Annotated in this window: 12 protein-coding genes and 2 pseudogenes; 4 read left to right on the forward strand and 10 right to left on the reverse strand. The window is 57.1% G+C overall.

Annotated features, from left to right (window positions below; genetic code table 11):
* Nucleotides 1-60: 60 nt before the first annotated feature.
* The 5 genes and pseudogenes from B0G75_RS35170 to B0G75_RS41645 all read right to left on the reverse strand — a co-directional run.
* Nucleotides 61-264, reverse strand: a pseudogene (locus B0G75_RS35170) (transposase domain-containing protein); the annotation flags it as partial.
* 160 nt (nucleotides 265-424) lie between these two features.
* Nucleotides 425-709 carry a tyrosine-type recombinase/integrase gene (locus B0G75_RS35175; protein ID WP_106285465.1) on the reverse strand — a complete coding sequence of 95 codons (285 nt, stop codon included), beginning with the start codon at nucleotides 707-709 and terminating at the stop codon, nucleotides 425-427.
* Nucleotides 710-1,018: 309 nt separating this feature from the next.
* The gene (locus B0G75_RS35180; protein ID WP_106285466.1) at nucleotides 1,019-2,224 is read right to left on the reverse strand and encodes an IS91 family transposase; all 1,206 of its coding nucleotides are present in this window, start codon (nucleotides 2,222-2,224) and stop codon (nucleotides 1,019-1,021) included.
* Nucleotides 2,225-2,232: 8 nt separating this feature from the next.
* Nucleotides 2,233-2,616 carry a tyrosine-type recombinase/integrase gene (locus tag B0G75_RS41640; protein ID WP_258194092.1) on the reverse strand — a complete coding sequence of 128 codons (384 nt, stop codon included), beginning with the start codon at nucleotides 2,614-2,616 and terminating at the stop codon, nucleotides 2,233-2,235.
* Nucleotides 2,616-3,110: a site-specific integrase gene (locus B0G75_RS41645; RefSeq protein WP_258194093.1), complete on the reverse strand. Its 495-nt coding sequence runs from the start codon at nucleotides 3,108-3,110 to the stop codon at nucleotides 2,616-2,618. Before B0G75_RS41645 ends, B0G75_RS41640 begins: the two co-directional genes overlap by 1 nt.
* A gap of 198 nt (nucleotides 3,111-3,308) precedes the next feature.
* Here B0G75_RS41645 and B0G75_RS35190 point away from each other — a divergent pair.
* Nucleotides 3,309-3,668: pseudogene (locus B0G75_RS35190) on the forward strand (integrase core domain-containing protein); the annotation flags it as partial.
* Nucleotides 3,669-3,891: 223 nt separating this feature from the next.
* Here the strand turns inward: B0G75_RS35190 and B0G75_RS35200 are convergent.
* Nucleotides 3,892-4,635, reverse strand: a complete 744-nt coding sequence (locus tag B0G75_RS35200) for a GntR family transcriptional regulator (RefSeq protein WP_106285468.1) — start codon at nucleotides 4,633-4,635, stop codon at nucleotides 3,892-3,894.
* Between the two features lie 247 nt (nucleotides 4,636-4,882).
* Entirely contained in the window at nucleotides 4,883-6,514 is a 1,632-nt protein-coding gene (locus tag B0G75_RS35205) for a pyridoxal-phosphate dependent enzyme (RefSeq protein ID WP_106285469.1), read from the reverse strand.
* Between the two features lie 972 nt (nucleotides 6,515-7,486).
* On the opposite strand from B0G75_RS35205, the gene B0G75_RS42105 reads away from it, so the two are divergent.
* The 3 genes from B0G75_RS42105 to B0G75_RS35220 all read left to right on the forward strand — a co-directional run bounded on the left by B0G75_RS42105 (nucleotide 7,487) and on the right by B0G75_RS35220 (nucleotide 11,377).
* Nucleotides 7,487-7,852: a ParB N-terminal domain-containing protein gene (locus tag B0G75_RS42105; RefSeq protein ID WP_374956943.1), complete on the forward strand. Its 366-nt coding sequence runs from the start codon at nucleotides 7,487-7,489 to the stop codon at nucleotides 7,850-7,852.
* Between the two features lie 1,208 nt (nucleotides 7,853-9,060).
* Nucleotides 9,061-10,287 carry an ISL3 family transposase gene (locus tag B0G75_RS35215; protein WP_106285471.1) on the forward strand — a complete coding sequence of 409 codons (1,227 nt, stop codon included), beginning with the start codon at nucleotides 9,061-9,063 and terminating at the stop codon, nucleotides 10,285-10,287.
* A 100-nt stretch (nucleotides 10,288-10,387) separates the two neighbouring features.
* Nucleotides 10,388-11,377, forward strand: a complete 990-nt coding sequence (locus B0G75_RS35220; RefSeq protein WP_106285472.1) for a PLP-dependent cysteine synthase family protein — start codon at nucleotides 10,388-10,390, stop codon at nucleotides 11,375-11,377.
* Nucleotides 11,378-11,818: 441 nt separating this feature from the next.
* Here the strand turns inward: B0G75_RS35220 and B0G75_RS35225 are convergent.
* From B0G75_RS35225 to B0G75_RS35235, 3 genes are all read right to left on the reverse strand, one after another.
* Nucleotides 11,819-12,525 (reverse strand): IS6 family transposase gene (locus B0G75_RS35225; protein ID WP_374956944.1). Its coding sequence is split into 2 segments (ribosomal slippage): nucleotides 11,819-12,255 and nucleotides 12,255-12,525, totalling 708 coding nucleotides; the frame shifts between segments, so codons are not numbered across the junction.
* 988 nt (nucleotides 12,526-13,513) lie between these two features.
* Complete coding sequence (locus tag B0G75_RS35230) at nucleotides 13,514-14,227, reverse strand: hypothetical protein (protein WP_258194097.1); 714 nt, start codon at nucleotides 14,225-14,227, stop codon at nucleotides 13,514-13,516.
* Nucleotides 14,228-14,708: 481 nt separating this feature from the next.
* Entirely contained in the window at nucleotides 14,709-16,001 is a 1,293-nt protein-coding gene (locus B0G75_RS35235; protein ID WP_106285474.1) for a DUF1173 domain-containing protein, read from the reverse strand.
* Nucleotides 16,002-16,019: the final 18 nt, after the last annotated feature.

Here is a 16,019-nt window from a genome sequence, read left to right on the forward strand (position 1 = left end):
GGTTCTTGCTCTTCTTGGTCACTGTTGTTTCGGTCATTGGACGTTATTTCCGTTATCGTCTCATGACCTCGACACACTAAAAATCTGACAGGCTCGCTGCGGCAGTTCGGTCAGCACGTGCAGCAGATAGGCATGCGGCTCGACGCCACAGGCTCGACACGTGAGCATCAAGCTGTAGATCATCGCGCTCGCTTTCGCGCCGTCGACCGTATCGCTGAAGAGCCACGATTTTCTCGCGGTGGCAAACGGCCTGATGTCCCGCTCTTATCCACGTAACCGAATTATGCAGAGTCCTACTTTCTGCGCCTTGCCGTCAGTCGTGCGTCCGACCGCCCTGGGGCCGGACGTCTCTCTTGAGGAGCTTCAGCAACGCAATACGTTCATGCTGTACGGTTAATGAGGGCGACCCACCAAGCAAGCATAATTACAGTCCGTCAAGAAAGTCGAGAATGTCTTTCGGCGGACAAAACCGGTGCTGTTTGAATTGCGGTGCTTGAATGGAGTTCAGTGCCCGCTGTTTCATGGCGAGATCGGCTTCGATGTACATATGGGTGGTGGCGGTACTTTCATGGCCAAGCCACAAGGCAATCAACGTGACGTCTACACCAGACTGAAGCATATGCATGGCCGTGGCGTGTCGCCAATGTCGTTGAAGACATTGAGCAGAGATTTTTTTGGTTGGCGGTCGCGGCAACCAGCGCATCGCCATGTCGTCGGACCTGATCCGCGACCGGTAATCAAAAAAATGTTTGTGCTAAACCGCTCCACAGGCGGTGGCCGCTATGGGCATTGAATGACCGCCGCAGTAATTTGTGATGTCTTGCAGGGGCGACCACACACGGACTTCCGGAGAGAGTGGGAAGCATCACGTGTAAAGGAAGCGGGAATGTGCGGGTGAATTGGCAAATCACCCGCCATTTTGGAGTACGCTGGTGCGCGAGCAGATCGAAGGCACGAGTGCAGCCGCGTTGGCCTCGTCAGGAAAGGCGAACGTGTACGGAAACAGGTGCGGTGGCAACTAGCGCGCATGGGTGGGACCTGGCGGGGCTCGTGGAAGGCTGCCGGGTATGTCTTCGATGCGGAGCATGTGTCCCTTGCCACATACGGGACAGTCGCGCAGTGACTTTCCGGTGAGTCGCTGGTAGCGGTCACGGTAGTCTTCCCGGGGCTCGGCTGCGGCAGCGGCGGGAGCCTCGATACCGAGCATCTGCCTGCAGGTGGCGAGCTTGTCGGCACGGTGGCAGTTGGCGAGCCACCCGTAGCTGCGAATGCGCTTGAAGCCGTCAGGCAGCACATGCAGCAGGAAACGACGGATGAACTCGTCGGCCGTGAGCGTCATGGTCCTTTGTCTGGACTCGTGCCGGTAGTCCTTCCAGCGGAACTGCACGGTGTGCCCGTCGAAGGCGAGCAGCCGGTTGTTGGAGATGGCGACGCGGTGGGTGTAGCGGCCCAGGTAATCGAGCACGTGTTCGGCACCGCCAAAGGGTGGCTTGGCGTAGACCACCCACTCCGCCCGTGCCGCGGGTGCAAGCCAGGTTGCGAATTCGACGGGATCGCTCAGGGATTCGAACTGACCGTGCAGGCGCAGCCCGCCGGCGTCATAAGCGCGGCGCAGCTGTTCGAGAAACAGGCGGCGAAAGAGCCGTGACAGGACCCGCACGGACAGGAAGAAGCCGGGACTGCAGGCGATCCAGCGCTCGCCGTCCGGGGAGATGCCGCCGCCCGGCACAACACAATGCACATGAGGGTGATGCTGCAGATTCTGTCCCCACGTATGCAGGATCGTGAGGAAGCCGATCTCGGCGCCCAGGTGCTTCGGATCGGCGGCGATCGTGCGCAACGTTTCGGCGCTGGCGCGAAACAGCAGATCGTAGAGCGTCCTCTTGTTCTGGAACGCGAGAGCGGCGATGGATTCGGGAAGCGTGAAGACGACATGGAAATACTCGGTCGAGGGGAGGAGCTCCCCATGCCGGCGTTCGAGCCATTGCGCGCGGGCGAGTGACTGGCACTTCGGGCAGTGCCGGTTACGACACGAGTCGTAACTGATGCGCTGATGGCCGCATGCATCGCACTGCTCGAGATGGGCGCCAAGCGCTGCGGTACGACACAGCTCGATGGCACTCATCACGCGTCGCTGTACACGACTGAGCCCCTCGGCATGGGATAGCCGAAAACTGGGCCCACACTGGCGGAAAATGTCCGCCACTTCGAGCGCCGGCCGCATGACTGCGCTCAGAAGTACTCGGGCGCAGGTGGCGGGGATGGAATGGGTGCAGGGTGCGGCAGCAGATCGAAGGGACTGGTGGTGGCGCACACAGTGCTGGTGGCCAACTTCAGGTACCGGGACGTTGTCGAAAGGGACCTATGGCCCATCAGCAGCTGGATCCGGCGCACGTCAGTACCGGCTTCCAGCAGATGCGTGGCGAACGCGTGTCGCAAAGAATGGGGTGTCACGGGTTTGGTGATGCCGCTGCGCTTGCGTGCAAGCCCGCATGCGTCGCCCACGGCATGGCGGGTAATGGCCCGCCCCGGAATGCTGCCTGGAAAGAGCCATTCCTTCGGATGGGCGTCCTGCCAGTACAGCCTCAGGATCTCGAGTAGCCTCGGCGAGAGCATTACATGCCATCCTTATGGTTCTTCCCCTGGTTCACACGAATAACCATGCGCTTGCTGTCGATATCGGTGACCTTCAGATGCACGACTTCCGACACCCGCAGTCCGGCGGCGTACGCGGTCATCAGGATGGTGCGGTGCTTGAGACTGGCGATCGACTCGAAGAAGGTGGTGATCTCCTCCAGGCTGAGGACGACTGGCAGTCGGAACGGCGTCCTCGGCAAGGGAAAGTCCTCGTCACTCCAGTCGCGTTTGAGCGTCACGCGGTAAAGAAAACGCAGTGCACCGATCGTTGCGCCGAGACTGGCGGGTGCCAGCTTGCGCTCTTCGAGGAGGTAGACGAGCCAGGCCCGGATCTCGTCGGGACCCAGCAGTTCGGGCGAGCGGCGGAAGTGCCGGGCGAAACTGCGTACCTGAATCAGATAGGACTTCTGGGTATTATCCGCAAGGTTGCGGATCTGCATGTCATGCAGCATGCGTTGGCGCAGTGGTGTCATGGCGAGCCTCCTGGAAGCAGTGGGTGGAATGCCCAACCGGGCGTTCACATACTGCTCCTGGCGACACCGCTCACCACCTCGCTGGGGTTCAGCGTCAGACAACCCTCTTCATGAAACGCCAGCCATAGACCTGTGCCCACCTCCCCCTACCGCGTCAGCGGTTTAGTACTATACGGAATATGTGATTTGGCTCATATCCCTTATTCCGAGTCGCTGTTCAAGACCCTGGAAGACCGGCCCGCTTACCCGCTCAAGGCGTTCGACACCTTGTTTGCAGCACGCGCCTGGGTGGGCGCACTTGTGCGTTGGTACAACCACGAACATCGTCACAGTGCGATCCGGTTTGTGACGCCGGCGCAGCGTCATGCCAACCTCGACCAGGACATTCTTGATCGACGCGTAGCGCTCTACGAGAGCGCCCGGCAGCGCAACCCGCTTCGATGGAAGGGACGCACGCGCAACTGGCAGCGTGTAGATGCCGTGCGTCTGAACCCGGATAGCATTGACAACCAGGGTGTCGCCCCGCAACGCCCTAACCAGGAGAGAAAGGCCGCCTGAAAATTTACTCGTTGAGGCGACAACTAGCTTGAAAATTTCCGGTCATGCAGCCAGAGTGCAGTCCCAGTCAAACGCGTTCGGTCGAGACAACGTCCCTGATAAGGTCCATGCCGACAAGGGCTACGACTACACTCGTTGCAGGCAGGCCGGTTTCGGCAAGCTGCAATCCGGTTCGAGCGAAGTCTCGATACCCACGTGGAATTGCTCTCATTCGCTTGCGCCATCATCTGCTCGAGATTCCTCGATCAGTTTTGTTGGAGACACCAAATGCCAGACGATCAAACGGGGATTCCGAGACTCCAAAGAACGAGAGCGATGGGTTGTCTGTCATTAGCTGATATGCGCGTCGGAGCGTCGGGAATCCGTCAGAGATTCCGAATGTAACCTTCGCCTCATCCGACGCAGGGCATGCGCCTACAAGCAATTTCACCTCGTCGAACTGTACTCCTTGTCCACGCAGCACCTCGCCAACCGACTTTCCCTCAAGTTCGTCAACTATTTTATCGCCAAAACAAAGTGGCACGTAAAGAACGTCATGAATGGTCGGCATTCCGTCGACCGCTATCATACTTCTCACACAGCGCATAGTTTCGTTTGGCGTGTCAAACTCGCGTAAAATCGGAATGGCGATTTTCCCTCGTGTCACCGAGGCTGCTGTAACCGATCGTTCAAGAGTATATCGCGACTCATCTTTGAAATTCGAAAATAAAAAGTCCTCAATATCAAAAACAAATCGTCGACTCTCTCGCACAAAAGTTCCACGCCCGGGCACCGCGTCGACGACGCCGGCGGACTGGAGATCGCACAATGCGCGTGCTATGGTTATCAAACTTACGCCGAATTCTTTTGCAAGTTCGGAAGCTGACGGCAAACGATCCCCCATCTCATATTGATGCTCCGCAACTCGCCGCTTTATCTCTTTTCGAATCCTTTCGTGCAATGCCCCAGCTATCGTCGTTCCAGGCATTCAGCTGTCCCCCAGAATGCGCAATACGGACCGCGAGTGCGGTCAAGGTCGGCCACTCCATTCGCGGAACACCTAGTCAACCATGCAGGAAGAATGAGGCGCTCTGTCGCATCCATGTGACGTGGCACTTCACGCGGCAAACCAATTAGAATTTCAACATTTACTAAAGACTCGTTCATTTAACATGTCTCTTCTGCTACTGGCGACCTGTCGGGCGCCGAATTCGACGAAATAGCGCGCATTTCTCTCACCCAACCTTATATTCGAGAATGTTTTGAATACCAATTGGGCCGCAGTATGTACCGCCTGTGTCTTGGAAGCCAGAGCTAAGATAAGCGCTTCTGGCTAGCACGTTGCGCGCATTGACGGCAAGCATGAGTCGGTCGATGGATGGTCGGTTCGACGCGATCCACCGAGCAGCCAGTTTGGTTGCTGCCTTACCGTATCCATTGCCTTGATATGATCGACCGATACGCAGGCTGTGCAACGTCACGACATTTGACGGTGCCCAATCCGGCAACGCGGCCTTTTCACGGAGGACAAAAAAACCAACTATTTCGTTCCGGGCCGCAATTGAAAACGGGTGCTCGAACTCGAGGTTTCGGCTGGTCTTTAGCTCCGAAAACACCACGTACAACGGATCCACAAACTGACTTTGCTCATGCTCCAGTGCGAGATGGGCGACGGTGCCCCCGTCAAAGCGAGATAATGCTATCAGCCTCGTTTCACCTGCTTCGATGACAGCAGTAGTAGCCTCTCGAGACACTCCCTCTGGAGTACGTCTGCCTGCGTGCAGGAACGTCGACTGTTGGCGGGACTCGCTACAGATCGGAGACGACTTTTCAATAAGGCCAGAAAGAACCTCATCGAGGGTTCGCCTCCCCCAAGCGTAGCGCGACCAGCCACTCAATTTCTGTGTTGGCACCACAACCGTTGGTTCTTGCCGAATTTGCTCGGACCAGCCGCCTATGGATGAGAGCCTGTTCTTTTCATTGTCGTAGACGGTTTCGACATAGCGGCTCCCCTCGTCGGGGAAAATCGCCAAGACCTTCTTGCCAGGGTTCTTACGTGCCCACCAATCGGCCACTTTATATGCTGCACCACTGGTTGGGCCCATAAACAGAGCGTGTTCACGATGTAATCGACGAGTTGCATCAAGCACCTCTGCGGCCGTCAGCCAATGAACCTCATCAAACTGACGGTGATCTAAGCTGCCAGGAACAATTTCGCCGCCTAGCCCGCTGCCATCCTCTAGATCTCCACCGGGCTGCCCAAACAAAACAGAATTTGGAGTATCGATACCAATGACATGCAATTCATGGAATTGTTCTCTTAGAAATCTAGCTGTACCGCACATTGACCAATCTGATTCAATGGCAACTACCAAACAGTCAAGCTTTCCCACTCTGTCGATTAGCAAGTCCGCGAATTTCCTATAAGCGAGTGAATTGACCGAGTCGGAGTATTGTGACGGCCAAAATCCGTCGGGGAGCTCCTTCAGATACTGGGCCAGCCTGTTTAACCGGGCCTGCAGAAGTCGCCCGCGGGTCGCTGGTTCATTGACAATGTCTACATGCGCACCAAGCTCGATAAGGCGCCTTTTAAGATGTGGATCAATCGTCCAGTCGCTTATCAATATGAGTTTGTAACCATATTTCTCAGCCAACATCGCCAACGCAAGACCGAAAGTACCAGAAGGAGACTCGCAGATGGTGGTGCACGGCTTCAACAGTCCCTGCTCCGCGGCCCATTCCAGCATGAACCGTGTCGGCAAAAGTTTCATAAAGAAAAAACTGGCGCCGGATAGGTTGTCGCTCAACTCAACGATTCGAGGATTTTCAAAATCCTCCTGATTGTGCGCTACAGTTCCATTAGACATTTCTTTCCCAGAGTACGCTCATTCAGTATTAAAGTCAAAATATAGCCGATCGTGCTTTTCCGAAAGGAGTTTTTTGGATTCCACTCGCTTATAAATCAAGCATCAATCAAAAATCGCTCCACAATGGGCAATCTGTAATCCGGCCGCACCGTGCCGAATGCCAATTTTATAAAAGTCGTGCAGTTGCGCCTTGGGAAGTAATTTTTCGCTAAGCCGAATGCTTACCGTCGAATCGCGACCAAGTAACGTACTATCGGACAGTTCGACCGCCGTGCGTAACAGAGCTCGGAGCAAGCGAAACGTTCGAACTCCATAGGACGGTGGCAAAGCATAGAAACCACACCACAATGCATCAAACCAATCTTCTCTTCAAAGTCCCGTGGAGCAACTCCTGCGAAATCCAATGGCTTTGCCCGTTTCCGTATTCTGTGGAGGCGACGTACGCCCTCGCTTTGGGCGCGCCGCGACGCTTCAAGGCGTGAATCGGCCGTATCTCGCACGGACGAGAGTCGGTGACCGGTCGCCACGGCACGCTTCAGTAAGTTGAGAGTCGCAAGAGGCGCGCCATGTACCGAGCGGCTAGCAGGAAACCCAAGCTGGGCTCCGTAACGTCGCAAATGCGACGAAGCAGACGGAGGACGTGGCGGTTGTCCGACAATCATCCCGACAAGGCTTCCGATCAACCTGGATGGCGATGCCGTTTCGCGCCACAGATATATACCGTATGTATGTGCGGATGTGCCGCGTGCCCCAAACGGACGCGAGCCGCTTACGGAGTGCACCGGTCGAATACTGCCATCCATGCGACTCCATAGCGGTACCGGCCCAACGCTGCAACAGCGATGCCGATTATAAGGTTTCTTAATATGGCACGATACATGCAGCCGTTTATCCGAGAACACATTACTAACCGAGGTGAAGCCATTGTCGTCCGCAAAATTAATTTCTAGTTACACCGTAGTCAAAGTGCCTGTGCCGCAACTTCGACCAAGCGAGAACATTAATCCCGGCCGTGCTAGCACGCTAACCAAAATGATCGCCGAAAGCGGGCGGTGGACCGAGCCCATTCTGGTCGAACACCGCCATCTTGTTGTCATGGATGGCCATCATCGCCATTTTTGCGCCAAGGCACTAAGCCTATCGTATATTCCGTGCATCCTGCTTTCCTACGATGATCCAAATTTGGACGTGACCTACTGGTCCGATCCTGCGCCCGTTGCTGTCGACCAAATCATCCAGGCTGGCCTCTCCGGGAATCTGATGAGCTTCAAGACCACTCGACACAGGGTAAAGATCCCACTGCCAAGCTGCTCAATCGAGCTAGATGACCTGAGATGAGGGACCACCCATGATCCAAGAATACTTTGTCGACAGACCGGAACCCCTATTCAGCAAGTGGATGCGCGATTTGCTGAACGGCCAATCCGAACCAAGGCTTGGGTCGACGGGTTCCAACCGCCGTTGCGTATCGTATATCCAGACCAACCCACCAAAAACTACCTCCAATAGCGGAACGAATTGCGCGAAAGCTATAGGAACAGTCACGTCCAGTTTGCGCCTAAGGCATGCAAGTCCAATTCGTTCCTGCGAGCAGCCGCAGTGGCTGGCGCCGGGGCTGACGCCTCATCGACCGAGGGAGATAATTTCGGCCGTTGTGAACTTGACTTCCGCGGAGCGTATGTCAATGACCGGTCCTGCAAAGTCCAATTATGAAAACAGTCTCCGCATATGTCATAAAGTGACGATTCACGTCGACCGCATCGGAGATGCTAAACGCATTCCCGTATTGACCGGCAAGGTTGGAACTGCCCGTTCGTTTGAATCCGTCCCGAAGGCGAACCAAGCTCGCGGTTTGGAATGTCCGCGGATTAACGGCCTGACGCCCGGTGGCATCGACATCGGCAAGGGATGCCAGATGTGCTTGTTCATGAACTCGGGACGGAGCGAAACACCCAGCTGCAGTGACCCAAACCGCGCATACCGAGTCGTCAGATCAAAGCTTTCTGCAGTACCACCTGCTCCCGGTCCTACTGTAGCCAGGACGACCACTTCTCGACCCGTGTGTGATCTGTGCCTTCGATGTGACCGACGTCGGGAATCTTGGAGGCAGTCGATTCGCAGAGGTTCTTGATGGCATGGTTCGGAAACTTGGTTTGGTGGCGGTTTCGTGCCTGTTCTGCGGCGAAGAAGCGAGCGGTGCCGCCATAAGACGCATCACTTTCTTGCCGGACGCAGTTGTCTGGAATCCGACATCATTCCGTGGCGCGGGCTGGCAATCTGGGGTGGCGTTGCCCCGAGCGATCTCGTCAGCTTCACGACACCGCCGACTATCAATGGATTCGAATGAAAATTCGTTTCACCAGATTCTCGTACTAAAAAAGGATAACCGCTTTCCGCCTCTTTTGAATTTTGAGTGGGTAGGTTTGGCGGGTGAAGGACGGACGTAAGGCCGGCGAAGCGAATCCTTGAGGCGCCCAGAATTGATAAGCTGAGCCGTGGCTGGTTGCGGCAGAATGCGGCAACCAGCCACGCAAGACAAAGCAACCATGACGAATCAACTGTTCGAATCCGCTCTTGGAATAACCGCGCCCTGGTACGTTCAAGGCGTTGACTTTGATGCCGCCCAGCATCAACTCACCATTGCCGTGGACTTCGTCGCGGGCACCCGGTTTGCCTATGCTGGAGTTGCCGGTGAGCATGCTGTCCACGACACGCAAATCAAGCGTCTGCGTCACCTGAATTTCTTTCAACACGAGTGCTTCCTGGAAGTGCGGGTGCCGCGTGTGCGCTTGCCCGATGGCTCCGTGCGGTTGGTCGAACCTGACTGGGTCGGTCAACTCAGCGGCTTTACGCTGCTGTTCGAGGCACTTGTACTGATGCTCGCCCAGCAGATGCCGTTTGCCGCTGTCGCGCGTGCCGTCAACCTGTCGTGGCATCGAGTACACACCATCTGTTCGCGGTATGTGGAGCTGGCACTCGCGGCGGCTGACCTGTCTGAGGTGACGGCAGTGGCGATTGACGAAACCTCGTATCGGCGCGGTCATGAGTATCTGACGCTGGTAGCCGATATGCAGGCGCGGCGGGTCGTGTTCGCCACGACCGGCAAGGATGCCAGCACGATTGAACGCTTTGCGGCCTATCTGGGCGAACACCGTGGCACGTCCGAACAAATCTGCTCAGTCAGCATCGACATGTCGCCGGCTTTCATCAAAGGCGTCAATGAACATCTGCCCGACGCGCGAGTGACCTTCGACAAGTTTCACGTCGTTGCTCACGCGTCCAAGGCGCTCGACACGGTGCGCAGGCAGCAACAGAAGGTCGACCCGCAACTCAAAGGCTTGCGCTGGACGCTGCTCAAAGACGCGAACAAACTGAATCTCGCCCAACTGACCGACCTCGAGGCGCTCGTCAGTCAGTACACCACCAAGCGCACGGCCCGGGCGTGGCTGTACCGAGAGCAGCTGCGCGACATTCTCGAGCGCAAGCAAATCAATGTCGTGTCGGCGATGTTGCACCAGTGGTGTACGAATGTCATGCGCTCGAAGGTCGAACCGATGAAGGACGTCGCGCGACTGATTCGCCGACACTTCGAGGGCATTGTTGCCTGGACTCAGACGCGCCAGACCAACGGCTTCATCGAAGCCATCAACGGCCTGTTTCAGGCCGCCAAACGCAAAGCACGCGGGTACGCTCGCTTCGAAACCATGCGTACTGTCCTGTTCCTCATCGCCGGGAAACTCGACTTATCGCGCTTTAACGAGCATGCCCGTTGAGCCCCGTTACCCACTCCGTTTTCAAAAGAGTCCGCTTCCGGCATCCGGTCGGATGGCATTTAGTAGTCGACAAAAACTTCCTCAAAGGGAGGATAAACAGATGATCGTTAATAGCATCCTTGATACTATCGGAAACACGCCGCTGCTGTTCATCTCTTTACGCGGCGGTGAGATCGATCTCTATCTCAAACTGGAAATGTTTAACCCAACTGGCTCTATGAAGGACCGCATGGCGCTAAGCATGATCAACAGCCGCCCAAATGAGGCCGTTGTTGACATTGTGGAATCCTCATCAGGAAATACGGCGAGTGCGTTGGCCATGATCTCAGCGGTACGCGGAATCAACTTCACCGCATTGATGGACTCCCATGCTAGCCCCGATAAGATCCTTACCGTGCGTGCATTGGGCAGCAACGTCCGGACGGTTGGCAGTGGCGATGGTGCCCTAGCCACGGACGTACGTGACCGAGAAGCTATGCGAATGTCGGCGGAAGAGGACGCCTACTGGACTGAACAACACAACAATCCGGCTAACTCTGCCGGTTACGTCGGGCTAGCCGCTGAATTGCTCGACGATCTCGGCCCAACAATTTCGCATCTTGTGTGCGCTATCGGTACCGGTGGGTCGCTTTGCGGTACTGCGCGTCACCTGAGGCGGCATATTCCTAGCATCCAAGTAATTGGTGTTGAACCAGCTGGAAGTGTCATTTTTGGCGGTCAGGGTGCGCAATACCACCAATCGGGCACTGGCACGCCTGAAGGCGCGGAAGTGGGCGTGGTGATTGACTACAACGTAATAGATTCGGGTCGAAAAGTGAGAGACGACATGGCCTTCTCGATTTGCCATCATTTGGCCCAGCGGCATGGCTTACTGGTCGGCGGATCGACCGGGGGGGCGATCTACGAGGCGCTTAGCGTGGCTCGCGAAGCACCGATAGGATCGCGCATCGTAACACTAGCGTGCGACAGTGGCACGAAGTACTTGGACACTATTTTCAATCAGGATTGGCTGTCAACTCACGATATTCAAATAATCGACGTTGAGAAGCACTTTGCAGATCTTTTCGCGGACGCGCCATCTTCACCGTAGTCCTAAACTGCAATAGCCTAGACTAAATCTGACAGTGGTCGGTTTCTGGTGCTGTTGCGCGTGGGCGCGGAGGACGTAGTCCGAAGCGGCGACGCGCGCGGCGAACCGCATGGAGTCCACCATGACTCAGGAACAGAAAGTCATCCGCGCCAAGGTCGGCATGCTCGAACTGGCGTGGCAACTGGGCAATGTCAGTCAGGCATGCCGGGTACCTGAACTGGTACAAGTGCGTTTCATACTGCCCAACCTCGCTATGTTATTGATAAATCTAGAGAGCCCTCGTTGGTATTGTGGAGTGTCCGCGCCGTGCGCGAGCCCGCCCGACGAGTTCCGTAACTGCGTCCCCGGTCAGCGGAGCGCGATTGAAGATCCACGGCCCGTTGGGGGTTCTGGTGCAGATAGGCGGTGCAGACGAGACTTTGTTATAAATAGGCTACCTAATCAAACAGACAGGACGGCCTCCCAGACTGCGGGCGCAGCGGTATCTTTGAGGCCGAGCTTCGCGAGACTGAATTGGCCTTTGCGAATACGATGTACCAACTCAATACCTGAGAGAGTGATCGCTGCGTTCCTGAAACGTTTGAAACCAAGCATGACTTTCGTCCGGGACTTGACGTTGCGGTGGTCCTGCTCGACCAGATTATTGAGATATTTTGAGGATCGGACCTTCGTGTCCTCAGGCAGCAAGCCATCGGCCTTCATCTCGCGCACGGCGCGGTGCGAGGCCGCATAGCCGTCAAGCGTGATGGTCTTCGGTGGCTGGCCTTGATGTTTGATCGCCTTCCTGAAAAAGGCTTTTGCTGCCTCCACGTCGCGCTTTGCACGGAGCATGAAGTCAACCGTCAGGCCAGCGCGATCAACCGCTCGATAAAGGTAAACCACTTACCACGAATCTTCAGGTAGGTCTCATCGACACGCCACGACTGGCCAGTGGGCCTGCCAAAGCGGTTCCACCGTTTGACGAACTCCGGCGCAAAGTGCCGCACCCAACGCAGGATCGTCGTGTGCGCCAGCGCCACGCCCCGTTCCGCCATCATTTCGACCAGATCGCGCAGGCTAAGCTTGTAGCGCAGGTACCAGCGAACACACAGAATGATCACATCGCGGTCAAAGTGGCGGCCGGCGAACAGTTCGTCCAGCCCCTTCAGCTTGCTCATCGTCGGTTCTCAATTCGTTCAGCCCCACACCTTAACCGATTCGCCCCCGCGCCATTTGCACCGGAGCCAGCTCAGGCGCCCGCCCGGCGCTGCGGTACTGCCTTTGATGTTCGGCGCGGTCGCCAGAGAGATCTGACAGTTAGTTGCGTCTAGTCCTCTTTTGCCGATCGACAACGGCGAGATCTTCCCCGGATCGGGCAGGGCATCCACCACATTCGTAGCATGGTTTATTAGGCCGACGACCTGCGGAATTCGAGAATTGCGCTTTCCATTCGCAAGCGGCAAGCCCCTGCGCGGCATCGAATCCGTCATCGGCAGATCAATGCCGTCATCAAGCAGTAGCGCATTGATGAGGGACCCGAGATGAGCCTTGCGCGCCTATGTAGGCGCAAACGCCGTTGGGTCCATCGTCGACCGCCCGTCGCGCGTTGGGCCTTTTCGTACGCCGCCACCGCTTGTCGTGAGCGGGTCATCAAAAAGGGGGCGATTACAGATCACCCGCCGCATTCTGAGCCACGTTCTACCGTGGGGCCTCCAGCGGATCCCGCACCACGGTTTGTGGAGTGCACGTAGGCAGCAGCCCCAATTCGTCGTTTTCCTGCAACTGCCCGACGCGCCACCAATACCGCCCAATGTCCGCGTCGATCGCGTGACGGACTACCGCAACTGCCAGGGATCACTCACCAAGCAGGTCTTCGCGCGACTGATCGCTAATGCCCGTTGGAAAGTAGTGAAAAGAAACAGTGATTAAGAACCGACACTTATTGCTCGATTGCCCCGACACTTATTCGACTTTGCATGACTGTTGATGTGGACAAGGTTGCCCGACGACGCGCGCGAACACCGCAATACTGCGGATTTCTGCGTTTGGATGTGCTGGATACGCGCTCACCGTGCCAGTCGGCCGCTGCACGGCCCATCCGGACGTGCCCGTTCCTCGCGGCAAGCGGGTCGTCAGAGAAAACACGTGAAGATAGAACTATCGGGGAGGTACCAGCTGCTGGCGCGCAAGCCTGAAACAAGCGTCACGGTCGAGGGAAGGATTGTTCTGCTTGATCTGGCCGGCCCGGATCTGAACCTGGCGCTCGAACTCGGCGGCAAGACCGGCGTCTCCGTCATCCGGCGCCGACCGCGCCGGGTCGGGGCATTTTGACACGCGATTTTTCAGGCTTTCGAGCCACAATTGGCCACGCGCATTTTCGCGCGTGTTGCGACGGCACTGTTTGGCGTCAGCGGCTGTACGCAGTTGCTGGCGCAGCGCAGCCTTGCTGCGCTCGTGCCGCAACCACTTGGCGAGGCCGAATGCGCCAAACAGTGCTTCCGATAGATATCTGATTGCGGCAAGCCCTTTAAAGCTACCGTCCTCCCCGCGCTCGCAGCGTGATCGCGCCGAGGTCAACCCCGCTGCCTGCAGGTCACGCGTCGCGCGCTCCGCACGACGCATATCAAGCCCGGCTTGCCCGGCGAGAAAGCGCAGCGTCACGTTCTGCATCCCGCGTCCCACTGACGGGACACCTACGCGCATGGTCACCAGATCGAGGTATTTGAGACTCGCGCGCAGCAGCTGCACGCAGGCAACGCTTCGTTCAGTCCGTTGCTGGCGTGTCGAGCCGTTTGCCCGGTTCAGACTCGGCAACCAGTCATCCGGCGCGTCGAGATAGCGTCCAAGGCGGTGCATGAGTTCGGTCAGCACACGTGGAATCCCGCCCGCCCCTGTCCTCGGAGGGGTGGGTAGCCCGGGCGGGAGTGCCGCGACCCGACGAGCATGCAGGTGACCGGACATTCCGGGGCAGATGCAGCGTAGGATCAGAAAACCGGGCAGCGAAACGCCCTTCGCCGGCGTCGCCTCATCGAGCGCAGTGTCGCAGACATTGCGTCAGGAACGGAAAGGCACCGTCTGGCCCCTTTGGGAAGTCGTCGATTCATGGGTCACTCATCTTTTGCGATCAAACGCTCACCGACGACGCTTGACACCGAATGAGTAATTGCTAGAATCGACTTCAGTCACTGAAGTTGATGCATCTAGCACTCTTTTCGGTGCTGGCTGTCGTCAAGAACTACCCTCGCTGCCAGGCGAGGGTTTTTCTTTTGTGAGTTCCGATTTGTCGTGCGCTATGCACTCCTGCTGAACATAGAAATAATTTCCGGTCGATGCGGAGTCAGCAAGCCGCTTCTCACCTTGCAGTCTCCTGTTTCGATGACGATGCGCCCGCGGACGCATAGACTTCGTCCAAAGCATCGGCTGGACGGCCTAACGGTTTCGTAGCCTGACCCAACGACGGCGGCGGCAACTCCGGCATCTCTTCGCCGGCACGCCAGATCCATGACGGCATATCGCTGTTGTCGAGCAAGCTCGACAAAGCATCCTCGTCTTCCTGTTCCACGCCGGGCGGCTGCACATACAGCGCAACGGGCTTCGGTAACACATCAGCCAGCACCGCGCAGGCGAGCGGCTTGTTTTCCTCCAGGTTGTAACGAAGGCCCTTTACGAAGCGGCGCTTGTGCGCCGTGAGCGCATCGAGCATCAGCTTGTCGTAAGCGTGCTCGAATGGAATCCAGTTGGACGACACGACCATGAGGGCCAGCGTCTCGATCGTTGCGATCCCGGTCGGACTTAGCCCGAACGTTGCAATTAACACGAGGTGCGCCTCCTCAATGCTGTCCCACAGCGCCAGTTCATTCGCAAAACGCTTCTGCAGTCGCCGATGCAGATCCTCACTCAGCATGAACGGAAAGTCAGGAAGGTGTTTTGCGACGATCTTGAAGCCATAGCGCGACTCCACAATCTCCTTCACTTCTCCGATCGCGATCATCAGTTTGCGGGCTTTCCTGTTGATGGCCAGCTCTGCCATGTGAGCGATGCGGCGCTGTGCAATGCCTTCCGCATGCTCCAGCGAGAACGACTCTGGCACATACAGTGACCGCCCCAGCGGCTCCCCCCTGGACACCTTGCCGGCCGCAGCCTGCAGCAGAAATTTGCGCACGACGTACCATCTGCGCTTGCCCTCCATCGCCGGATACCAGCGATTCAGCCCAGCTTCTTCCCAGAGGTAGTGCAAGGTGCCGCGCAACGTCAGCTTTGCGCCGTCTGTGCGAACCGTGTCGGCCGCTACGCCTGAAGGTGCCGCCGCCGTTTTACCACCGGACTTCGACAGGCTGAAATCGAGCCTGAGCGTGGTAATACCGTCCTCGATGTTCTCCCGAATAGCCTCACCTTTCACCTCGCCCAGTCCGGAGAGTTCCGCCGGCGGCTCGTAGGACGCACAGTCCGGCGCATGTGCACCTCCCGTATTCGGCATGCGCTTGATCACATAGTGTGCGCCGACTTTTGCGACATACATCGGGACGCCGACCGGCGTACACATGCACAGTGGCCGAACCTTCTCGCCGTGCGCATCGGCAAGATACGTCTGCAGGTCGCCGGCATCAGCCGCAACAATCACGTCGTCGAATCGAAACTCGCTCATGGCGTTACCTCTGTCGAT

This window comes from Paraburkholderia sp. BL18I3N2, assembly GCF_003001875.1.
GTDB classification, from domain to species: Bacteria; Pseudomonadota; Gammaproteobacteria; order Burkholderiales; family Burkholderiaceae; genus Paraburkholderia; species Paraburkholderia phytofirmans.

What these genes read in the sequence shown, in the direction of transcription:
- B0G75_RS35175 (WP_106285465.1), bottom strand. Translation starts at nt 709, where the DNA reads ATGGCGATGCGCTGGTTGCCGCGACCGCCAACCAAAAAAATCTCTGCT.
- B0G75_RS35180 (WP_106285466.1), bottom strand. Translation starts at nt 2,224, where the DNA reads ATGCGGCCGGCGCTCGAAGTGGCGGACATTTTCCGCCAGTGTGGGCCC.
- B0G75_RS41640 (WP_258194092.1), bottom strand. Translation starts at nt 2,616, where the DNA reads ATGCTCTCGCCGAGGCTACTCGAGATCCTGAGGCTGTACTGGCAGGAC.
- B0G75_RS41645 (WP_258194093.1), bottom strand. Translation starts at nt 3,110, where the DNA reads ATGACACCACTGCGCCAACGCATGCTGCATGACATGCAGATCCGCAAC.
- B0G75_RS35200 (WP_106285468.1), bottom strand. Translation starts at nt 4,635, where the DNA reads ATGCCTGGAACGACGATAGCTGGGGCATTGCACGAAAGGATTCGAAAA.
- B0G75_RS35205 (WP_106285469.1), bottom strand. Translation starts at nt 6,514, where the DNA reads ATGTCTAATGGAACTGTAGCGCACAATCAGGAGGATTTTGAAAATCCT.
- B0G75_RS35215 (WP_106285471.1), top strand. Translation starts at nt 9,061, where the DNA reads ATGACGAATCAACTGTTCGAATCCGCTCTTGGAATAACCGCGCCCTGG.
- B0G75_RS35220 (WP_106285472.1), top strand. Translation starts at nt 10,388, where the DNA reads ATGATCGTTAATAGCATCCTTGATACTATCGGAAACACGCCGCTGCTG.
- B0G75_RS35235 (WP_106285474.1), bottom strand. Translation starts at nt 16,001, where the DNA reads ATGAGCGAGTTTCGATTCGACGACGTGATTGTTGCGGCTGATGCCGGC.